Here is a 14,362-nt window from a genome sequence, read left to right as displayed (position 1 = left end):
CCAGCCTGCCGGGGGCTGTGTTGCACCCTCAACTAAGGAAGGGGGCGTCAAGGCTCAACTCACTCTTTGCAACCGAATGAAACATGATTGTGACACATCGGCAAATCCCTGCTTACATGGGTTTAATGCCTTGTGTTTCAATGGGAAAGGGCCGCACGTTTGCGACCCTTTCAAACGATTTTGTTACCGCGATCAGTTCGCTTGACGTCGCAGGAAGGCCGGAATTTCGATGCGCTCCTGGTCTGGATCAACCTCATCCTGCGCAGGTGCCGTAGCGTCAACCGACCGCATTGCAGGCTGTTGGCGCACCGGTTGCGCAGGCGTATCGGCCGCATGACCAGTCATACGATCGATCAGTCGGTTAAATCCAAAACGCGGACGATCCTCGGCTGCCTGCTGCGGCTGTGGGGCAGGTTCACGAGGGGCCTCAGCCGTTGGACGTAGCCGGTTATGCGGTACCTTTTGTACGGCTGCCTGCAATCGCTGCATCGCTTCTGGCGACGGAGTGCCGGGGGTCGGAGCACGCTGATCGACGTAAGCCTCGGGGGTTTCTTCCACTTCTGGTTGCGGCTCGAATTGTGCCACTTGTGGCTGATAGGCAGGCGGAGGCAGCCCGTCATCATCCTGTTCAGCCGCGGGTTGTTCGTCTTGCCAGCCCTCGTTGAACTCAACATCTTCGATGGATTCAAACAGCGTCGGAGCAATGTTGTCCTCTTCTGCTGCCGAGGCGCCGGCAACCGGCTCCTGCGGCTGCTCTTCTGCTGAAACCGTGCGGGTCAGCGGAGCCGACATTGAGCGGCGTGCAACTGGCACGTCGTCGGTTTTTTCGCTGGCATCGATACCCGTCGCAACAACAGACACGCGCATGCCACCTTCCATCTCGGTATCGAGGGTCGAACCGACGATGATGTTGGCCTCGGGATCCACTTCCTCGCGGATGCGGTTGGCGGCCTCGTCCAATTCGAACAGGGTCAGGTCGTGCGAACCAGTGATGTTGATCAGCACGCCCTTCGCGCCCTTGAGGCTAATTTCGTCCAGCAGCGGGTTGGCAATCGCCTTCTCAGCAGCCTGAATGGCGCGGTCTTCACCAGTGGCTTCACCCGTACCCATCATCGCCTTGCCCATCTCATCCATCACAGCGCGGACGTCGGCAAAGTCGAGGTTGATCAGTCCCGGACGCACCATCAGGTCGGTCACGCCCTTGACGCCCTGATACAGAACGTCATCCGCCATCGAGAACGCTTCAGTGAACGTGGTCTTTTCATTTGCCAGACGGAACAGGTTCTGGTTCGGGATGATGATCAGTGTGTCGACAACTTGCTGCAATGCGTCAACGCCGTCTTCGGCCTGACGCATCCGCTTGGCCCCTTCGAACTGGAAGGGTTTGGTCACAACACCAACGGTCAGAACACCCAATTCTCGCGCAGCCTGTGCTATGATCGGGGCCGCACCTGTGCCGGTGCCGCCGCCCATACCGGCAGTGATAAAGCACATATGTGCCCCTGCCAGGTGGTCAACGATCTGTTCGATGCTTTCTTCGGCAGCCGCGGCTCCCACGGTCGGGCGTGCCCCCGCACCCAGCCCTTCTGTGACTTTGACACCCAGTTGCACCCGCGCTGATGAGCGGCTTTGCTGCAACGCCTGCGCGTCTGTATTGGCGACGACAAATTCAACGCCGTCCAACTGCTTTTCAATCATATTGTCGACAGCATTGCCCCCAGCGCCGCCAACGCCAAATACGGTAATCCGAGGCTTGAGTTCGTCGTGCCCGGGCATCGAAAGATTTAATGTCATGCTCTGTCCGCCTGTTTTATATGTTGCCGCAAAATGCGGTTTATTCTGACCTATCCACAATTGATTTTACTGTGTCATTTCGGAAACGTCACCAGAAAAATCGCCAGATTCCACAAAATATGGAGGAAATAAGGCAACAAACTGCCGCATTTCGCTGCAACCGCGATATGTTGCGGCGAATGGCTCATGTACCACTACGTACGGAAAACCACACCCGCCCTACGGGGGTGCGAAACTCGTTGATCATTCAATATGGTCGCGGAAAACTGCTCAACGTCCTGCCGCTAGACCTCTTTCGGGCCTTGTGGATATCTTGCGGGATTCTGGCGCGGGCTGCAACCGATTTCTTTAGCCTACAGGAGTACTTGGGCAGTTTAGACTGTCATCTGTAACACTTCGGACCTCTTGCGTTTCGCTCCCGATGAAACGCGCGAGACGCACCATCAGCCGGTCATCGTGCAAGAAGGGCCACCAGCAGACTGGTACGCCATCGGGTGTGTCATCATAGAGAAAGCATATCTGGCCGTTTGGCGTGGTGATCTGGCCGTAAACGCATCCCCGCCCCTCCATCCGCCAGACAGAGAGAGTCGGGCTCAGAAACTCTTCGGTTCCGACCAGCATGCCGCTGCGGATTTCGTGAAAGGTGATCGTTTTACCAACAACAGCGTTCAGAAACGCCTCAGGCGTGATCAGTGTCTGGGCCTTTACGACGGTGGGTAAGAACGCCGCGCAGAGTGCCACCCGGCGCAGTTGTTTACCAATTGTCACGGAACCAACGCACAGCACGTTTGAACGGGCGCGCAGTGTAGGTGTCGACCGGTATTTCAAAGTCCCACCATTCGTCCTGTGGATGCGCAGCAAACAGGCTAAGCCCCACCGCCGAGGAAAAGCCCGGCCCCGTCGCCGATTGCGGCAAACCATGGACGCGCAGCGGGCGACCCAAGCGAACACGCTGGCCCAGAATACGACTGGCCAGCCCGTCGAGTCCCATGATCTGGCTGCCACCGCCAGTCAAAACGATTTGCTGGCTGGGCAGGTGATCAAATCCCGCTGCATCCAGTCGGGTGCGGACTTCTTCGAGGATTTCTTCGACGCGTGGTCGCATAATGCCGATTAATTCGGCACGGCTGACGGTGCGACGGTCATGCTCCCAATCACCGGTGTCGCCGCCGATATCGATCAGGTCGCGGTCGTCAGCACCCGTTGCATGAACGCCGCCATTGAAAGTCTTAATCCGTTCGGCCACCGCTGCGGGTACACCAAGACCCATGGAGATATCGCTGGTCACATGATCGCCGCCCATACGCACGCTGTCGGCATAGATCATGTGCTTCTTCATGAAGATTGAGATGCTGGTGGTGCCGCCGCCCATGTCGATACAGGCTGCACCCAGCTCTTGTTCGTCCTCGACCAATGCGGAAATGCCCGAAACGTAGGCTGAGTTAGCGATCCCCGCCAGCTCCAGATCGCAGCGCTTGATACAGCGGACGATGTTCTGGATCGCAACCGCATCGACGGTCAGCATGTGCATATCCACTGCAAGGCTTTGACCTAACTGTCCACGCGGGTCGATCAGACCCGAACGGTTGTCCAGTGCGAAATTCACCGGCTGGGCATGCAATACTTCGCGTCCTTCGCCATAATCCGGCACATCACAGGCGTTCAGCACGCGCCCGACTTCGGCCTCGGTGACCAGCTGTCCTTCCAGATCGACTTGTGCGTCCAGACCGTAAGAGCGCGGATTGGCCCCTGAGAAGGACGCGATGACGTGATCAACACGGATATCGGCCATCTTTTGCGCCGCCTGCAATGCTGTGCGAATGGCACGCTCGGTCTCCTGCATCGCGGTAACTTCACCGAACTGCACCCCCCGCGAGCGAGTGGTCGCAGCACCAATCACCCGAAACCCGGTCTGCCCCGCCATGGAGCCAATCGAATTGTCCTCGGACAACCGCCCCGTCCCGTCGAAGCGCAGGACTAGGCATGCGATTTTGGAGCTGCCCACATCCAAAATGGCGACTACGCCGCGTTGCATTGCCTGCCGGCGCATCTGCCGCATGGCCCGTTGGGACTGATAAAGATCGGTCATCATGGTCGTTACTGCCCGCTACTCACATCTACTTTTGTGTTCCACCAGTCTTCGCTGGCTGTTTTGTTCATTCGGATGGTTGGTCGCTGGCCAAGGCGCATATCAACCGCAGCCACGTCGCGTTCCAAAAGGTCCTGTACCTCGTTTACGGCCAGTACGCGTTCCAGTGCACGCGCGGGTCGCTCGGTTGGCAACATGATGCGCTGGTTGCGATCCAACACCAGATCCCAGCGGCGTTCACCAACACGCACGAGCCCCCGGACCCGCTCGCCCAAACTACGGGCGGTTGTCAGAATCTGCAGCGCTTCGGGCACATGCTTGTCCGCGCCTTTCCCGGCAATCAAAGGCAAGTTTGCGTGATCAGCACGTGCCGCAATCATATCCACGTGGGCACCAGTTTCATCCAATAGCTCGATCCCGTCACGCGTACGCCAGACGATGACCGGCTGACGTTCAACTACATCCACCTGTAAGATTCCGCCGGGGCGAATGCGTACGGTTGCCGATTTCACCGGATCAAGCCCAGTGATGGTGTCGCGTATCATCTCGACATCCAGGTCCCAAGAGCTGAGCGGGAAATCGAGTGGCACAACCTCGCGGATATCTTCCGATAGCGCGGTCCCCGCGCCGTCGATGGCCATCAGGTTGACCATGAATTCCGGACGTTCCTGAATCGAGGTCTTGATGCCGGCGACATAGGCGCTGACGGCCTCGCGGCGTTCTTCAGCGGCAAAGAAGCCTCCGACCAATCCGACGACCGCCAGAACCGGTAGACCAATCTTCACCCCGCGCCGGATGCCGGGGGTGAGCATCCAGCGCTGAAAACGGTAGCTGAGGCGCGAAGGCGCAGGATCAGACAAGCGTCCGCGACCAAAGAATCTGGTGCCTCGCAAGCGCAGTTTAGGTTCAACTTCGGATTCCGACTTTGGAGCAGCACCAAAATCCGCATCTGGCCCCGCCAGCGGTTTGGTCCGGTGGATCACTGGCGTGCGGGTGGCGGTCAGCGGTCGCATGAGGCGTCCTCCACCATCCAGGAGCAAAGCTCGCCGAATGTCATTCCCAGATGCGCGGCTTGTTCGGGCACCAGCGAGGTTGGCGTCATGCCGGGCTGCGTGTTGGTTTCCAGCAGGAACAGACCATCCGTACCCATGCTGTCATCCCAGCGGTAATCGGTACGGGATACGCCGCGACAACCCAGTGCATTATGGGCTTTCAGCGCGTAGTCCATGCAGCGGTCAAAGATATCCTGCGGGATGTCGGCGGGCAGCACGTGCCACGAGCCGCCGGGTTTGTACTTGGCGTCATAGTCGTACCAGCCACCATCGGTCATGATTTCGGTTACCGTAAGGGCGCGGTCGCCCATCACCGTCACGGTCAGTTCACGACCTGCAACGTATTTCTCAACCATCACCTGATCGGGCATCGCCGCGTCCAGTTGCGGCGGGCCGTTGGCATTTTCGTGCACGATATAAATGCCGACGCTAGAACCTTCGTTGTTGGGCTTGGCCACATAGGGTGGTTCCATCACGTGGACTTCGACCACTTCGACCTTGGGCACGATCACGCTGGGCACGACAGGCAGACCCTCGGCCTGATAAACCTCTTTACTGCGCTGTTTGTCCATCGCCAAAGCCGAGGCCAGCACGCCGGAATGCGTGTAGGGAATGCGCATCCATTCCAGTAGACCCTGCACACAGCCATCCTCGCCCCAGCGGCCATGCAGGGCGTTGAAAACCACATCTGGCTTGATCTCCAGAAGGCGCGCGTAGAGGTCGGGACCCGCGTCCAGTTCGACCACTTCAAAGCCTTCTCCCACAAGGGCGGCTGCGCATTCGCGCCCAGAGCTGAGAGACACCTCGCGTTCCGCAGAGGGGCCGCCCATCAATACCGCCACTTTGGGGTTTGTCCTGCTCGACATACCCAATGTGCGCCTCAATGTCCCCGGACCTTATGTAGTGGTCCGTATTGCGTTTATGCCTTTGATCCGTCGCCTGAATTTGCCTGTTTTGGTCTGACGGTTGGGGCTATATTATTTCAGCGGATCACCGACCCGCTTGATTTCCCACTCTAGCGTGATGCCGCTTGTTTCGTAAACCTTTTTTCTGACCTCTTCGCCCAGTCCCTCAAGGTCAGCGGCAGTCGCGTCACCGGTATTGATCAGGAAATTCGAGTGCTTGGGGCTCATTTGCGCGCCGCCTTTGGTAGCGCCGCGCATGCCCGCGTTGTCGATCACCTTCCACGCCTTGAGGTCGTGCACATCATCTTCGCGCCCGGTCGAAGAAAACCCAGCCGGGTTGCGGAAGGTCGAACCAGCGCTTCTGTCCTTGGTGGGCTGCGTTTCGTCGCGCTTCTTAAGCTGCGCTTCCATGCGGGCGTGCAGCTCGGCCGGATCGCCCGAGGGGGCTTGGAAGGTGGCTGAAACCAGCACCGCACCTTCGGGCAGATCAGATTGACGGTAGCGGAATTTGAGGTCATCGGGGCTGAGTTCGACAAGTTCGCCCTGCCGTGTGACGATGGTGGCTTTTTGCAGCACATCCGCCGTGTAGCTGCCATAGCAACCCGCGTTCATGCGCACCGCCCCGCCGATAGAGCCGGGGATCGTGCGCAGAAATGTCAGGTCAACGCCTGCATCCGCTGCCTTGCGCGCCACATGCGCATCCAGTGCCGCCGCGCCCGCTGTAACGGTATTTCCGTCGACTGAGATACCGTTGAACCCGCGCCCCAAACGGATCACCACGGCCCGCAGGCCGCCATCCCGTACAATTATGTTTGATCCGACACCCATGGGAAAAACCGGAACGTCCGCGGGCAGGTCGCGCAAAAAGGCCTGCAGGTCTTCGATATCAGCGGGCTGAAACAAATAATCAGCAGGTCCACCAACGCGAAGCCAAGTCAATTCATTGAGCGCACGCGCCTCGGTCAGGCGACCTCGGACCACGGGTAGATGGGTCATGCATTTGTCCTAGCTGACAGGCTGCGTCCGCCGACGCCCCCCATGATGACGGCAAACAGGAAAGGTAGGACACCACCTGTGAGCCAAACAAATGGGCCAAATGCATTTTCCTCTTCGCCTGCTTCAACACCAGCCAATATCAAAATCAGCACCAATGCCACAGCCGAAGTAAAACCGATCAGCCAAAGCAGCGCTTTGATACCGATCCAGCGTCCGGCAACAAAACCAGATACGGCGCCGAAGATGAGAGAGATCAATGGCAGATAAGCAAAGGTGGCAATGTCGACCATGGGGGCCTCCTGATATGGTCGGTTACTTGTTGACCGCCTTCATGCCCTGCAATTTCGCCTTTGTCCAACGGGTCAGGTATATCACCGGCCAGCGCAAGATCGACATACCCGCAGCCAGCACCACAAGCCCGATCCAGGGACCGCTTTCATAGGTGACATAACCAAGAATTGGAATTCCTACGGCGATCAAGAAATATGCCCGTTTCCAGTGATTGTCTTTGCTTGGAAGCATTGCCAATATATTGGCAACAACGCCCCAAAGACCGGCAAGCGCAAGCGACCAATTCACTCTGACACCTCTTTATCCGTCCATTTACGCCAGTAATAGCGGATCGGATTACGAAACATCGAAGCAAAGGCGGCGAAAGCCAATACCCCAATGAACCATCCATAATCATGTCCAAGCCAAAAAATCAGTAGGGGTGCGCTAACCAGTAGCAATATGCCCGGTGGAAATTGCAGACGCATCGGTAGCATTGCGACGATGGTTGAGGCAAACACCCAGGCGCAGGCGATGATGAGCGAAAGCGACACGAGCCTAACTCGCCTTCGCAATCAATTGGTCAGGCAACCCATTGGCCCAGGCGCTGATGGTCCCGGCGCCGAGGCATACAACCATATCCCCCGGTCGGGCCTGTTCGCGGACGAGCCGCACGAGGTCACTTTCATCCAGGATGGCCCGCGCATGGCGGTGGCCATGACGAATAAGCCCTTCGACCAGTGCGTTGCGGTTGGCTCCTTCGATCGGGTCTTCGCCTGCAGCAAAGACCTCGGCGATGGCGACCACATCGGCATCGTTAAAACATGTGCAGAAATCATCAAACAGATCAGACAATCGCGAATAGCGGTGCGGCTGATGGACGGCGATGACGCGCCCCTCGGTAGCTTGGCGCGCAGCCTTGAGGACAGCTGCGATTTCAACAGGGTGGTGGCCATAATCGTCGATGATGGTGACGCCGTTGATTTCTCCGACCTTGGTGAAGCGGCGGTTAACGCCACCGAAATTGGCCAGCGCGTTGCGAATATCCGAAGCTTTCATCCCCAGATGACGAGCAACAGCCACTGCGGACAGAGCATTTGATACGTTATGATCGCCGGGCATCGGCAGGGTGCAGCCTTCGATCACCTTGTCTTCGTAGCGCAAATGGATGTCGAAATGGGCAACGCCACCTTTATAGGTCAGGTTCTCGGCCCGTACATCGGCCTGTGCGTTGAAACCATAGGTGCGCACGCGACGGTCCGAGATGCGGCCGACCAGAGCTTGCACCTCGGCATGATCCGTGCAGCACACGGCCAGACCGTAGAACGGCAGGTTCGAGACGAATTCGTAAAACCCATCGCGCAGTTGGTCGAAATCGCCCCAGTGCTCCATATGCTCCGGGTCGATATTGGTGACGATGGCGATGGTTGCAGGCAGGCGATTGAATGAGCCGTCGCTCTCATCCGCTTCAACCACCATCCATTCACCCTGCCCCATCCGTGCATTCGAGCCATAGGCGTGGATGATGCCACCATTGATGACGGTGGGATCGAAATCGCCCGCGACCATCAGTTCAGCCATCATCGTGGTCGTGGTCGTTTTTCCGTGGGTTCCGGCGATGGCAATATTCGAGCGCAGCCGCATGAGTTCGGCCAGCATGTCGGCGCGGCGCACCACCGGTAGGCCTTGCGCGCGCGCCTCATCCAGTTCCGGGTTCCCCGGTTTGATCGCGGTCGAGACGACGACCACTGCGGCGTTCTGCAGGTTCTCGGCACGCTGGCCTTCGAAAATCTCAGCACCCAGCCCAGCCAGTCGGTCAGTAATCTTCGAGGTTTTCAGATCCGAACCTTGCACCCGGTAGCCAAGGTTCAAAAGCACCTCGGCGATGCCCGACATCCCGATCCCGCCGATGCCCACGAAATGGATCGGTCCAACGTCCTGCGGCAGTTTGGTTGCTGGATTCATGAGGTCTCCTTCTGCGCCAGTTGCTCGACAAGGGCGACCAGACGCTCGGTCGCGTCCGGAGCCCCGACCGATAGCGCGGCATGGGCCATTTGCTGTGCGGCTTCGGGGTTGGTGAGAACCGTGGTCATCTGCTCTGTCAGCGCGGGAACGTCAAGGGCGTTTTCCGGGATCATGATCGCCCCACCCGCCTGAACCAACCCGCGCGCATTGGCGGTTTGGTGGTCACCAGCGGCGGTAGCAAGCGGGATCAATATCGACGGACGGCCAATCACCGAGATGTCGGCGATGCTGGAGGCACCCGAGCGGCTGACAACCAGCTGCGCATCAGACATGCGACGCGGCACATCGTCAAAAAATGGCTGCACATCGGCGCGGATGCCGTGATCGGAGTAAAAGGCTTTGACCCGCTCGCTATCCTCGTCGCGGGCTTGATGCGAGACGCGGATATGGTCGCGTACGGCTTCGGGCAACGCCGCAATCGCACCGGGGACCACATCGCTGAGAATACGCGCGCCTTGCGAGCCGCCCATTACAAGCACCGACATCGGGTAATCTCCGGGCGGAATAAAGGGCGCTCCTTCGCGTTCCAGTACTGCGCCGCGCACCGGGTTGCCGGTGTGGATACCGTTGGCCCCGTCCGGCAGATCGGTGGGCCAGACACCGCAGGCCACCTGTGCGACCCGAGTTGCAAACACTTTATTCACGCGACCCAGAACGCCGTTCTGTTCATGGATCATACGCGGGATTTTCAACAGCGTTGCCGCGCCCAGCGCCGGGATCGACGGATAGCCTCCAAATCCCACCACAACGTCCGGCTTGTCGCGCATCATCTGCGCCGCCATACCGGTCACACCAGCAGCAATCTTGGGCCCGACCAGCACTTTGGCGGCCAGACCGCCGCGGGCGAAGGTTGCCGAGGATGCCTCGACAATTTCAACACCTTCGGGGAACGCACCGGTATAGCGCGCGCCTCGCGGATCGGTGGACAAGCGCACACGCCAGCCTTTGGCCAGCATCGCTTCTGCCAGTGCCTGCGCCGGGAACATGTGTCCTCCGGTGCCACCTGCTGCGATCAGAAGATACTGCATCATCCTCGCCCGCGCAAAATATCACCCAGTTCGCCTTGCGGGCGGGTTCGGGTGAAGGCCAGTAACATGCCGACCGCGATGCCGCCTGCGATCAGCGACGAGCCGCCATAGCTGACGAAAGGCAACGTCATGCCTTTGGCAGGCAACAGACGTACAGCAACGCCCATGTTGATCATCGCCTGTACACCGAACATGCAGGCCAGCCCGGTACCCGCCAGGCGAATGAACATGTCGCGTTCGCGCATCAGTCGCAGCAGCGAACGCACGACGATCAACGAATAGAGTGCGATGATGATCAGAACGAGGATCAGACCATACTCCTCTGCCGCCACTGCGATGATGAAATCAGTATGCGCGTCAGGCAGCGACCATTTCACCTGTCCCTCGCCCACGCCAACACCGAACAACCCACCCTCGCGGATTGCGTTCGTCGCGTAGCCAAGCTGAGTGGTCGGGTCGAGTTCCTGATTTAGAAAACCATCGATACGGCGCGCAAAGTGCTCTGAGTTGGAATAGGCAAACATTCCGCCCAAAACCACGGCCCCCGCCATGCCAACCAACAGCAACATCGGAGCGCCCGCCACGAAATACATTACCCCCCAACCAAAGAGGATCAGGCAGGCCTGTCCAAAATCGGGTTGCACCACCAGCATCGCAACAATGGCCATACACAGCGCGAAGGACCATAACCGCCCCGGAGGGCCATTGATTTCCTGCGAAGCAGCCAACAGCCACGCTGCCACTACGACAAAACCGGGTTTGAGAAATTCTGATGGTTGCAGCGAGGCAAAGCCCAGCGAATACCAGCGCACTGCGCCTTTGCCAAAATCCGTGCCAAAGATCGGCAGGAAGGCGAGCGCCACGAACGAGACCAGAAAGCCCAAGATCGCCAGACGCCGCACCAGCGTGGGTGACATCATCGAGGTCAGAAGCATCGCAACCAGCGCGAGCCCTCCGAACAGCGCCTGCCGCTCGACATAGTGGAAGGGATCAAATCCGTTGCGCCCCGCGAGCGGCGGCGAAGAAGCCAGCCCAAGCAGAAGCCCTATGACAAACAGGATCAAAACGCAGGACATCGTCCAGCGGTCAATCGTCCGCCACCACTTCGGTAGAATCGGTTCGCCGCGCTGGTCCTGGACCGCGCCATACACCATCTCAGTCATGAGATACCGCCACTATCTGCCTCGTCAACGTCCCGTTTTCGGGATCTGTTCGGGAGTCTACAGTGATTTTTGTTTTCAGACCAGAGGAATGACGGAATAGATTTTCAAAACACTTTTCCCGACATGACGACATCATTGTCAAAGCCAGCACCACACGCTGGGACCATCTGTCAGGACAACAACGGCTTGTCGTTTTTCACGTGACGCTGGATCAGAGATTGCATCTTCCGACCCTGTTGCGGCACGAGGCGCGCCACCTGAGGCTCGTAGTCTTTGGCGACAATTTCGGGAAACAACTCGGTGATTTCCGCCAGGGCGTCTTTCCCAACGCTTTTTAGTGCTTCGGGCCCGGTTAACAGGCTTTCCGATGGTGCGCCTTCTGCGAAGACCACCTCGTGCCTGTCAAAGAGGATGTGAACATATGTTACGCTCTGCGCCTCCTCATCCACCGAAACACCCGGCAGCCCCAAAAGTTTGATCGCTGGAACCAGGATCTCGTGACTGGAAAACATGCGTTCAGCAATGGATGAGCGCAGCAGCATCCGATGTTGCGGAGAAACGCGTAATGTGCGTTCGGGCAGACCTTCGCCCAAAGCACCCTTGGCAATTCTGACGGGGCGCAACTTGGGTTTAATATTCAGGTCAATACTGTCCAAGGTGCGCCTTCCGATCCAACGGATGGCCTGAGGTCCATTATCGAGTGTCAGAACAAAATCACCTGCTTCGAGGGTTTCAACCGGTCTCGGGCCAGACGGGGTATCGATCTTAGTCCCCAAAGTGAAACATGGTACAACGGTATCTACATCAATGCTGGGTCCATTATCGACGATCGCCGTGATCGTCAGCGTCGTATTTAACGGCGGAATAGACCCACCGATAAATGCCATGAAATACCCGTCTTCGCTGTCAACTCCGATCGAGTCACCATCGCCGTTGATATCATAGTCAAACAGGCCGATCTGGTAGGTGTTGGTGCCATCTGTCACCGTAACCGTAAAATCCCAGAATATGATCTCACCGTTGTAAGTCTGCGTCGGATCGTTCGAGACTTCGTTGGAAATGCTGTCACCGCTGTAAATCGTACCGTCGGCACCATCTTCGACGGTGATTTGATCATATGCAAAAATCTGGAAAGTTGAGCCCACGACGGTTGTTGAAGCGCCTGCGTCGGACAACGTGGTGTTGCTGCGAAACGCACCATAGATATTCGTCGGCATCGGGCGTAACTCCACAACATTTCAAAACACACGCACATATCCAGTATATGTGCCATTTTTTGCTAGAGCCTGGTTTACGATGGGTCAAGCTGAGCTCACGGGATATTTCACCCCTGTGGCGCGTGCGCACTGCTCCAATACTGGACCATGAGGCTTGTAGAACAAGTTCAATCCGCCTCACTTTAACGCGCGTGGTTCGGTGGCCCTTGCCATCTGGTGGATAACAGGCCAATGGCCATACATGAATTACGATACAATCATCCTTGGTGCTGGGGCGGCTGGCATGATGTGCGCGACCCATTGCGGCGGACGCGCGCTGGTGATCGATCACGCAAAAGCGCCCGGCGAAAAGATCCGTATATCCGGCGGCGGGCGGTGCAATTTCACCAATTTGCATGCGGGGCCAGGAAATTTCCTGTCGCAGAACCCCCATTTTAGCAAATCGGCTTTGGCGCGGTATACACAATGGGATTTCATCGATCTGGTAGAACGTCACCACATTGCCTGGCATGAGAAGACTCTGGGGCAGTTGTTTTGTGACGGTTCGTCAAAACAGATTATACAAATGTTGCTGGACGAAATGGCGCGTGTCGGGGCCGAGCTGTGGGTACAGACTACCTTCCACTCGCTGCGCAAGACCGAGAGCGGGTTCTCGCTGGAGGTCGAGCGAGAAGGCAATCGCATTTCCCTGACATGCCGCAATCTGGTTTTGGCCACGGGCGGCAAGTCGATCCCCAAGATGGGCGCAACAGGGTTGGCCTACGACATTGCGCGCCAATTCGGGCTAAAGGTGACCGAAACCCGGGCAGCGCTGGTGCCATTCACCTTTTCAGATGGACGGTTCAAAGACCTATCCGGTGTCTCGCTGCCCGTGCGGCTGTCAAATCAACACACCAGTTTCGATGAGGCCCTGCTCTTCACCCATCGCGGGCTGAGCGGCCCTTCTGTACTGCAACTATCTTCGTATTGGCGCGAGGGCGAGGTCATTCGGGTGAATCTGATCCCGGGTCTGGGGCTGTTCGAGCTGTTGCGGGATCAGCGGCAGGCGGGTGGACGCAAGGCGCTGACCACAGAGCTTGCACGCCATTTACCTTCGCGTCTGGTGGACTACCTCAAGCACCATTTCCAGATGCAAGGCAATCTGGCGGATCAATCCGATGCTGCGCTGACCGATCTGGTCACGGCTCTGTCGGACTGGCACCTCACCCCTGCTGGCACTGAAGGTTATCGCACGGCCGAGGTAACGCTGGGTGGAATCGATACTCAAGGGTTGTCGTCCAAAACGATGGAGGCCAGGGAAGTCCCCGGCCTCTATGTTATAGGTGAAGCGGTGGATGTCACCGGTTGGCTGGGTGGTTACAACTTCCAATGGGCGTGGTCTTCGGGCCATGCTGCTGGAAGTGCCATCGCAGGCTGTTAACCAACGACGTTATAGCCTCGTCCGCGCATGCAATTGCGCACCAGCACTTCCTTGTTCTGGTTCTTGTTGATCACGTCCGCGCCTGCCCCAACCAGAGCGCCGGCAACGGCTGCGCGACCCAGATTGTCGCTGCTGTCCTGAACGATACCCGTTACGGCAGCTGCGCCTACCGCGCCGATGGCCGCATTGCCAGCAGTGGACCCATCAACGCTGGCCTGTGAGGCCGCCAGTTGCTGGCATTGCTGCAGATCAACATTGTAGTTCGGGCCTACAGGGCCATCGATCACAGGCTGATAGTTGGCACCGGTATTGGTGCATGCCCCCGCCACAAGCATAGCGGGAACGATCAATAGAAACTTACGGTTTGGCATTTTCATAACCTCGTGTTGAATTTCCTGAAGGC

Annotated in this window: 15 protein-coding genes; 1 reads left to right on the top strand and 14 read right to left on the bottom strand. The window is 58.0% G+C overall.

The genetic code is table 11. From position 1 onward, the window contains the following. Positions 1-192: 192 nt before the first annotated feature. From ftsZ to ACR0KN_RS14350, 13 genes are all read right to left on the bottom strand, one after another. Positions 193-1,794 carry a cell division protein FtsZ gene (ftsZ, locus tag ACR0KN_RS14410; RefSeq protein ID WP_170476936.1) on the bottom strand — a complete coding sequence of 534 codons (1,602 nt, stop codon included), beginning with the start codon at positions 1,792-1,794 and terminating at the stop codon, positions 193-195. A gap of 348 nt (positions 1,795-2,142) precedes the next feature. After that, positions 2,143-2,562 carry a hypothetical protein gene (locus tag ACR0KN_RS14405; RefSeq protein WP_480654479.1) on the bottom strand — a complete coding sequence of 140 codons (420 nt, stop codon included), beginning with the start codon at positions 2,560-2,562 and terminating at the stop codon, positions 2,143-2,145. Continuing rightward, positions 2,549-3,883, bottom strand: coding sequence for a cell division protein FtsA (gene ftsA, locus ACR0KN_RS14400; protein WP_480654520.1), 1,335 nt, complete (start codon positions 3,881-3,883; stop codon positions 2,549-2,551). The genes ACR0KN_RS14405 and ftsA overlap by 14 nt, the downstream gene beginning before the upstream one ends. Positions 3,884-3,891: 8 nt before the next feature. Beyond that, entirely contained in the window at positions 3,892-4,896 is a 1,005-nt protein-coding gene (locus tag ACR0KN_RS14395; protein ID WP_480654477.1) for a cell division protein FtsQ/DivIB, read from the bottom strand. Continuing rightward, entirely contained in the window at positions 4,884-5,801 is a 918-nt protein-coding gene (locus tag ACR0KN_RS14390; RefSeq protein ID WP_480654475.1) for a D-alanine--D-alanine ligase, read from the bottom strand. The genes ACR0KN_RS14395 and ACR0KN_RS14390 overlap by 13 nt, the downstream gene beginning before the upstream one ends. Positions 5,802-5,912: 111 nt before the next feature. Further along, the gene (gene murB / locus ACR0KN_RS14385; RefSeq protein ID WP_480654473.1) at positions 5,913-6,836 is read right to left on the bottom strand and encodes a UDP-N-acetylmuramate dehydrogenase; all 924 of its coding nucleotides are present in this window, start codon (positions 6,834-6,836) and stop codon (positions 5,913-5,915) included. Continuing rightward, positions 6,833-7,126, bottom strand: coding sequence for a hypothetical protein (locus ACR0KN_RS14380; protein WP_480654471.1), 294 nt, complete (start codon positions 7,124-7,126; stop codon positions 6,833-6,835). The genes murB and ACR0KN_RS14380 overlap by 4 nt, the downstream gene beginning before the upstream one ends. A gap of 22 nt (positions 7,127-7,148) precedes the next feature. Further along, on the bottom strand, positions 7,149-7,415 hold the full coding sequence (locus tag ACR0KN_RS14375; protein WP_170476949.1) for a DUF2484 family protein: 267 nt from the start codon (positions 7,413-7,415) through the stop codon (positions 7,149-7,151). Next, positions 7,412-7,660, bottom strand: a complete 249-nt coding sequence (locus tag ACR0KN_RS14370; protein ID WP_480654468.1) for a DUF2484 family protein — start codon at positions 7,658-7,660, stop codon at positions 7,412-7,414. Before ACR0KN_RS14370 ends, ACR0KN_RS14375 begins: the two co-directional genes overlap by 4 nt. A 4-nt stretch (positions 7,661-7,664) precedes the next feature. Then, the gene (murC, locus tag ACR0KN_RS14365; RefSeq protein WP_480654466.1) at positions 7,665-9,071 is read right to left on the bottom strand and encodes a UDP-N-acetylmuramate--L-alanine ligase; all 1,407 of its coding nucleotides are present in this window, start codon (positions 9,069-9,071) and stop codon (positions 7,665-7,667) included. Beyond that, the gene (locus ACR0KN_RS14360) at positions 9,068-10,159 is read right to left on the bottom strand and encodes a UDP-N-acetylglucosamine--N-acetylmuramyl-(pentapeptide) pyrophosphoryl-undecaprenol N-acetylglucosamine transferase (protein WP_480654464.1); all 1,092 of its coding nucleotides are present in this window, start codon (positions 10,157-10,159) and stop codon (positions 9,068-9,070) included. Before ACR0KN_RS14360 ends, murC begins: the two co-directional genes overlap by 4 nt. Further along, positions 10,159-11,322: a putative lipid II flippase FtsW gene (gene ftsW, locus ACR0KN_RS14355; RefSeq protein ID WP_480654462.1), complete on the bottom strand. Its 1,164-nt coding sequence runs from the start codon at positions 11,320-11,322 to the stop codon at positions 10,159-10,161. The genes ACR0KN_RS14360 and ftsW overlap by 1 nt, the downstream gene beginning before the upstream one ends. Positions 11,323-11,492: 170 nt before the next feature. Further along, positions 11,493-12,539, bottom strand: a complete 1,047-nt coding sequence (locus ACR0KN_RS14350; protein WP_170775293.1) for a Hint domain-containing protein — start codon at positions 12,537-12,539, stop codon at positions 11,493-11,495. Positions 12,540-12,780: 241 nt separating this feature from the next. Here ACR0KN_RS14350 and ACR0KN_RS14345 point away from each other — a divergent pair, with 241 nt between their 5' ends. Beyond that, a complete protein-coding gene (locus ACR0KN_RS14345; RefSeq protein ID WP_480654460.1) occupies positions 12,781-13,959 on the top strand; it encodes a BaiN/RdsA family NAD(P)/FAD-dependent oxidoreductase in 1,179 nt (392 codons plus the stop codon). On the opposite strand, the gene ACR0KN_RS14340 is transcribed toward ACR0KN_RS14345, so the two are convergent. Beyond that, positions 13,956-14,336, bottom strand: a complete 381-nt coding sequence (locus tag ACR0KN_RS14340) for a glycine zipper family protein (RefSeq protein WP_480654458.1) — start codon at positions 14,334-14,336, stop codon at positions 13,956-13,958. The genes ACR0KN_RS14345 and ACR0KN_RS14340 overlap by 4 nt on opposite strands. Positions 14,337-14,362 lie beyond the last annotated feature (26 nt).

Source organism: Ruegeria sp. AP7, assembly GCF_056539905.1.
Note: the sequence above shows the minus strand (reverse complement) of the source record. Positions and strands in the feature narration are given on the sequence as shown.

Excerpts from the sequence above, each read along its gene's own strand:
- ACR0KN_RS14360 (WP_480654464.1), bottom strand. The coding sequence starts at position 10,159 with ATGCAGTATCTTCTGATCGCAGCAGGTGGCACCGGAGGACACATGTTC.
- ACR0KN_RS14340 (WP_480654458.1), bottom strand. The coding sequence starts at position 14,336 with ATGAAAATGCCAAACCGTAAGTTTCTATTGATCGTTCCCGCTATGCTT.
- ftsA (WP_480654520.1), bottom strand. The coding sequence starts at position 3,883 with ATGACCGATCTTTATCAGTCCCAACGGGCCATGCGGCAGATGCGCCGG.
- ACR0KN_RS14390 (WP_480654475.1), bottom strand. The coding sequence starts at position 5,801 with ATGTCGAGCAGGACAAACCCCAAAGTGGCGGTATTGATGGGCGGCCCC.
- ACR0KN_RS14380 (WP_480654471.1), bottom strand. The coding sequence starts at position 7,126 with ATGGTCGACATTGCCACCTTTGCTTATCTGCCATTGATCTCTCTCATC.
- ACR0KN_RS14395 (WP_480654477.1), bottom strand. The coding sequence starts at position 4,896 with ATGCGACCGCTGACCGCCACCCGCACGCCAGTGATCCACCGGACCAAA.
- murB (WP_480654473.1), bottom strand. The coding sequence starts at position 6,836 with ATGACCCATCTACCCGTGGTCCGAGGTCGCCTGACCGAGGCGCGTGCG.
- ACR0KN_RS14350 (WP_170775293.1), bottom strand. The coding sequence starts at position 12,539 with ATGCCGACGAATATCTATGGTGCGTTTCGCAGCAACACCACGTTGTCC.
- murC (WP_480654466.1), bottom strand. The coding sequence starts at position 9,071 with ATGAATCCAGCAACCAAACTGCCGCAGGACGTTGGACCGATCCATTTC.
- ACR0KN_RS14345 (WP_480654460.1), top strand. The coding sequence starts at position 12,781 with ATGAATTACGATACAATCATCCTTGGTGCTGGGGCGGCTGGCATGATG.
- ftsZ (WP_170476936.1), bottom strand. The coding sequence starts at position 1,794 with ATGACATTAAATCTTTCGATGCCCGGGCACGACGAACTCAAGCCTCGG.
- ftsW (WP_480654462.1), bottom strand. The coding sequence starts at position 11,322 with ATGACTGAGATGGTGTATGGCGCGGTCCAGGACCAGCGCGGCGAACCG.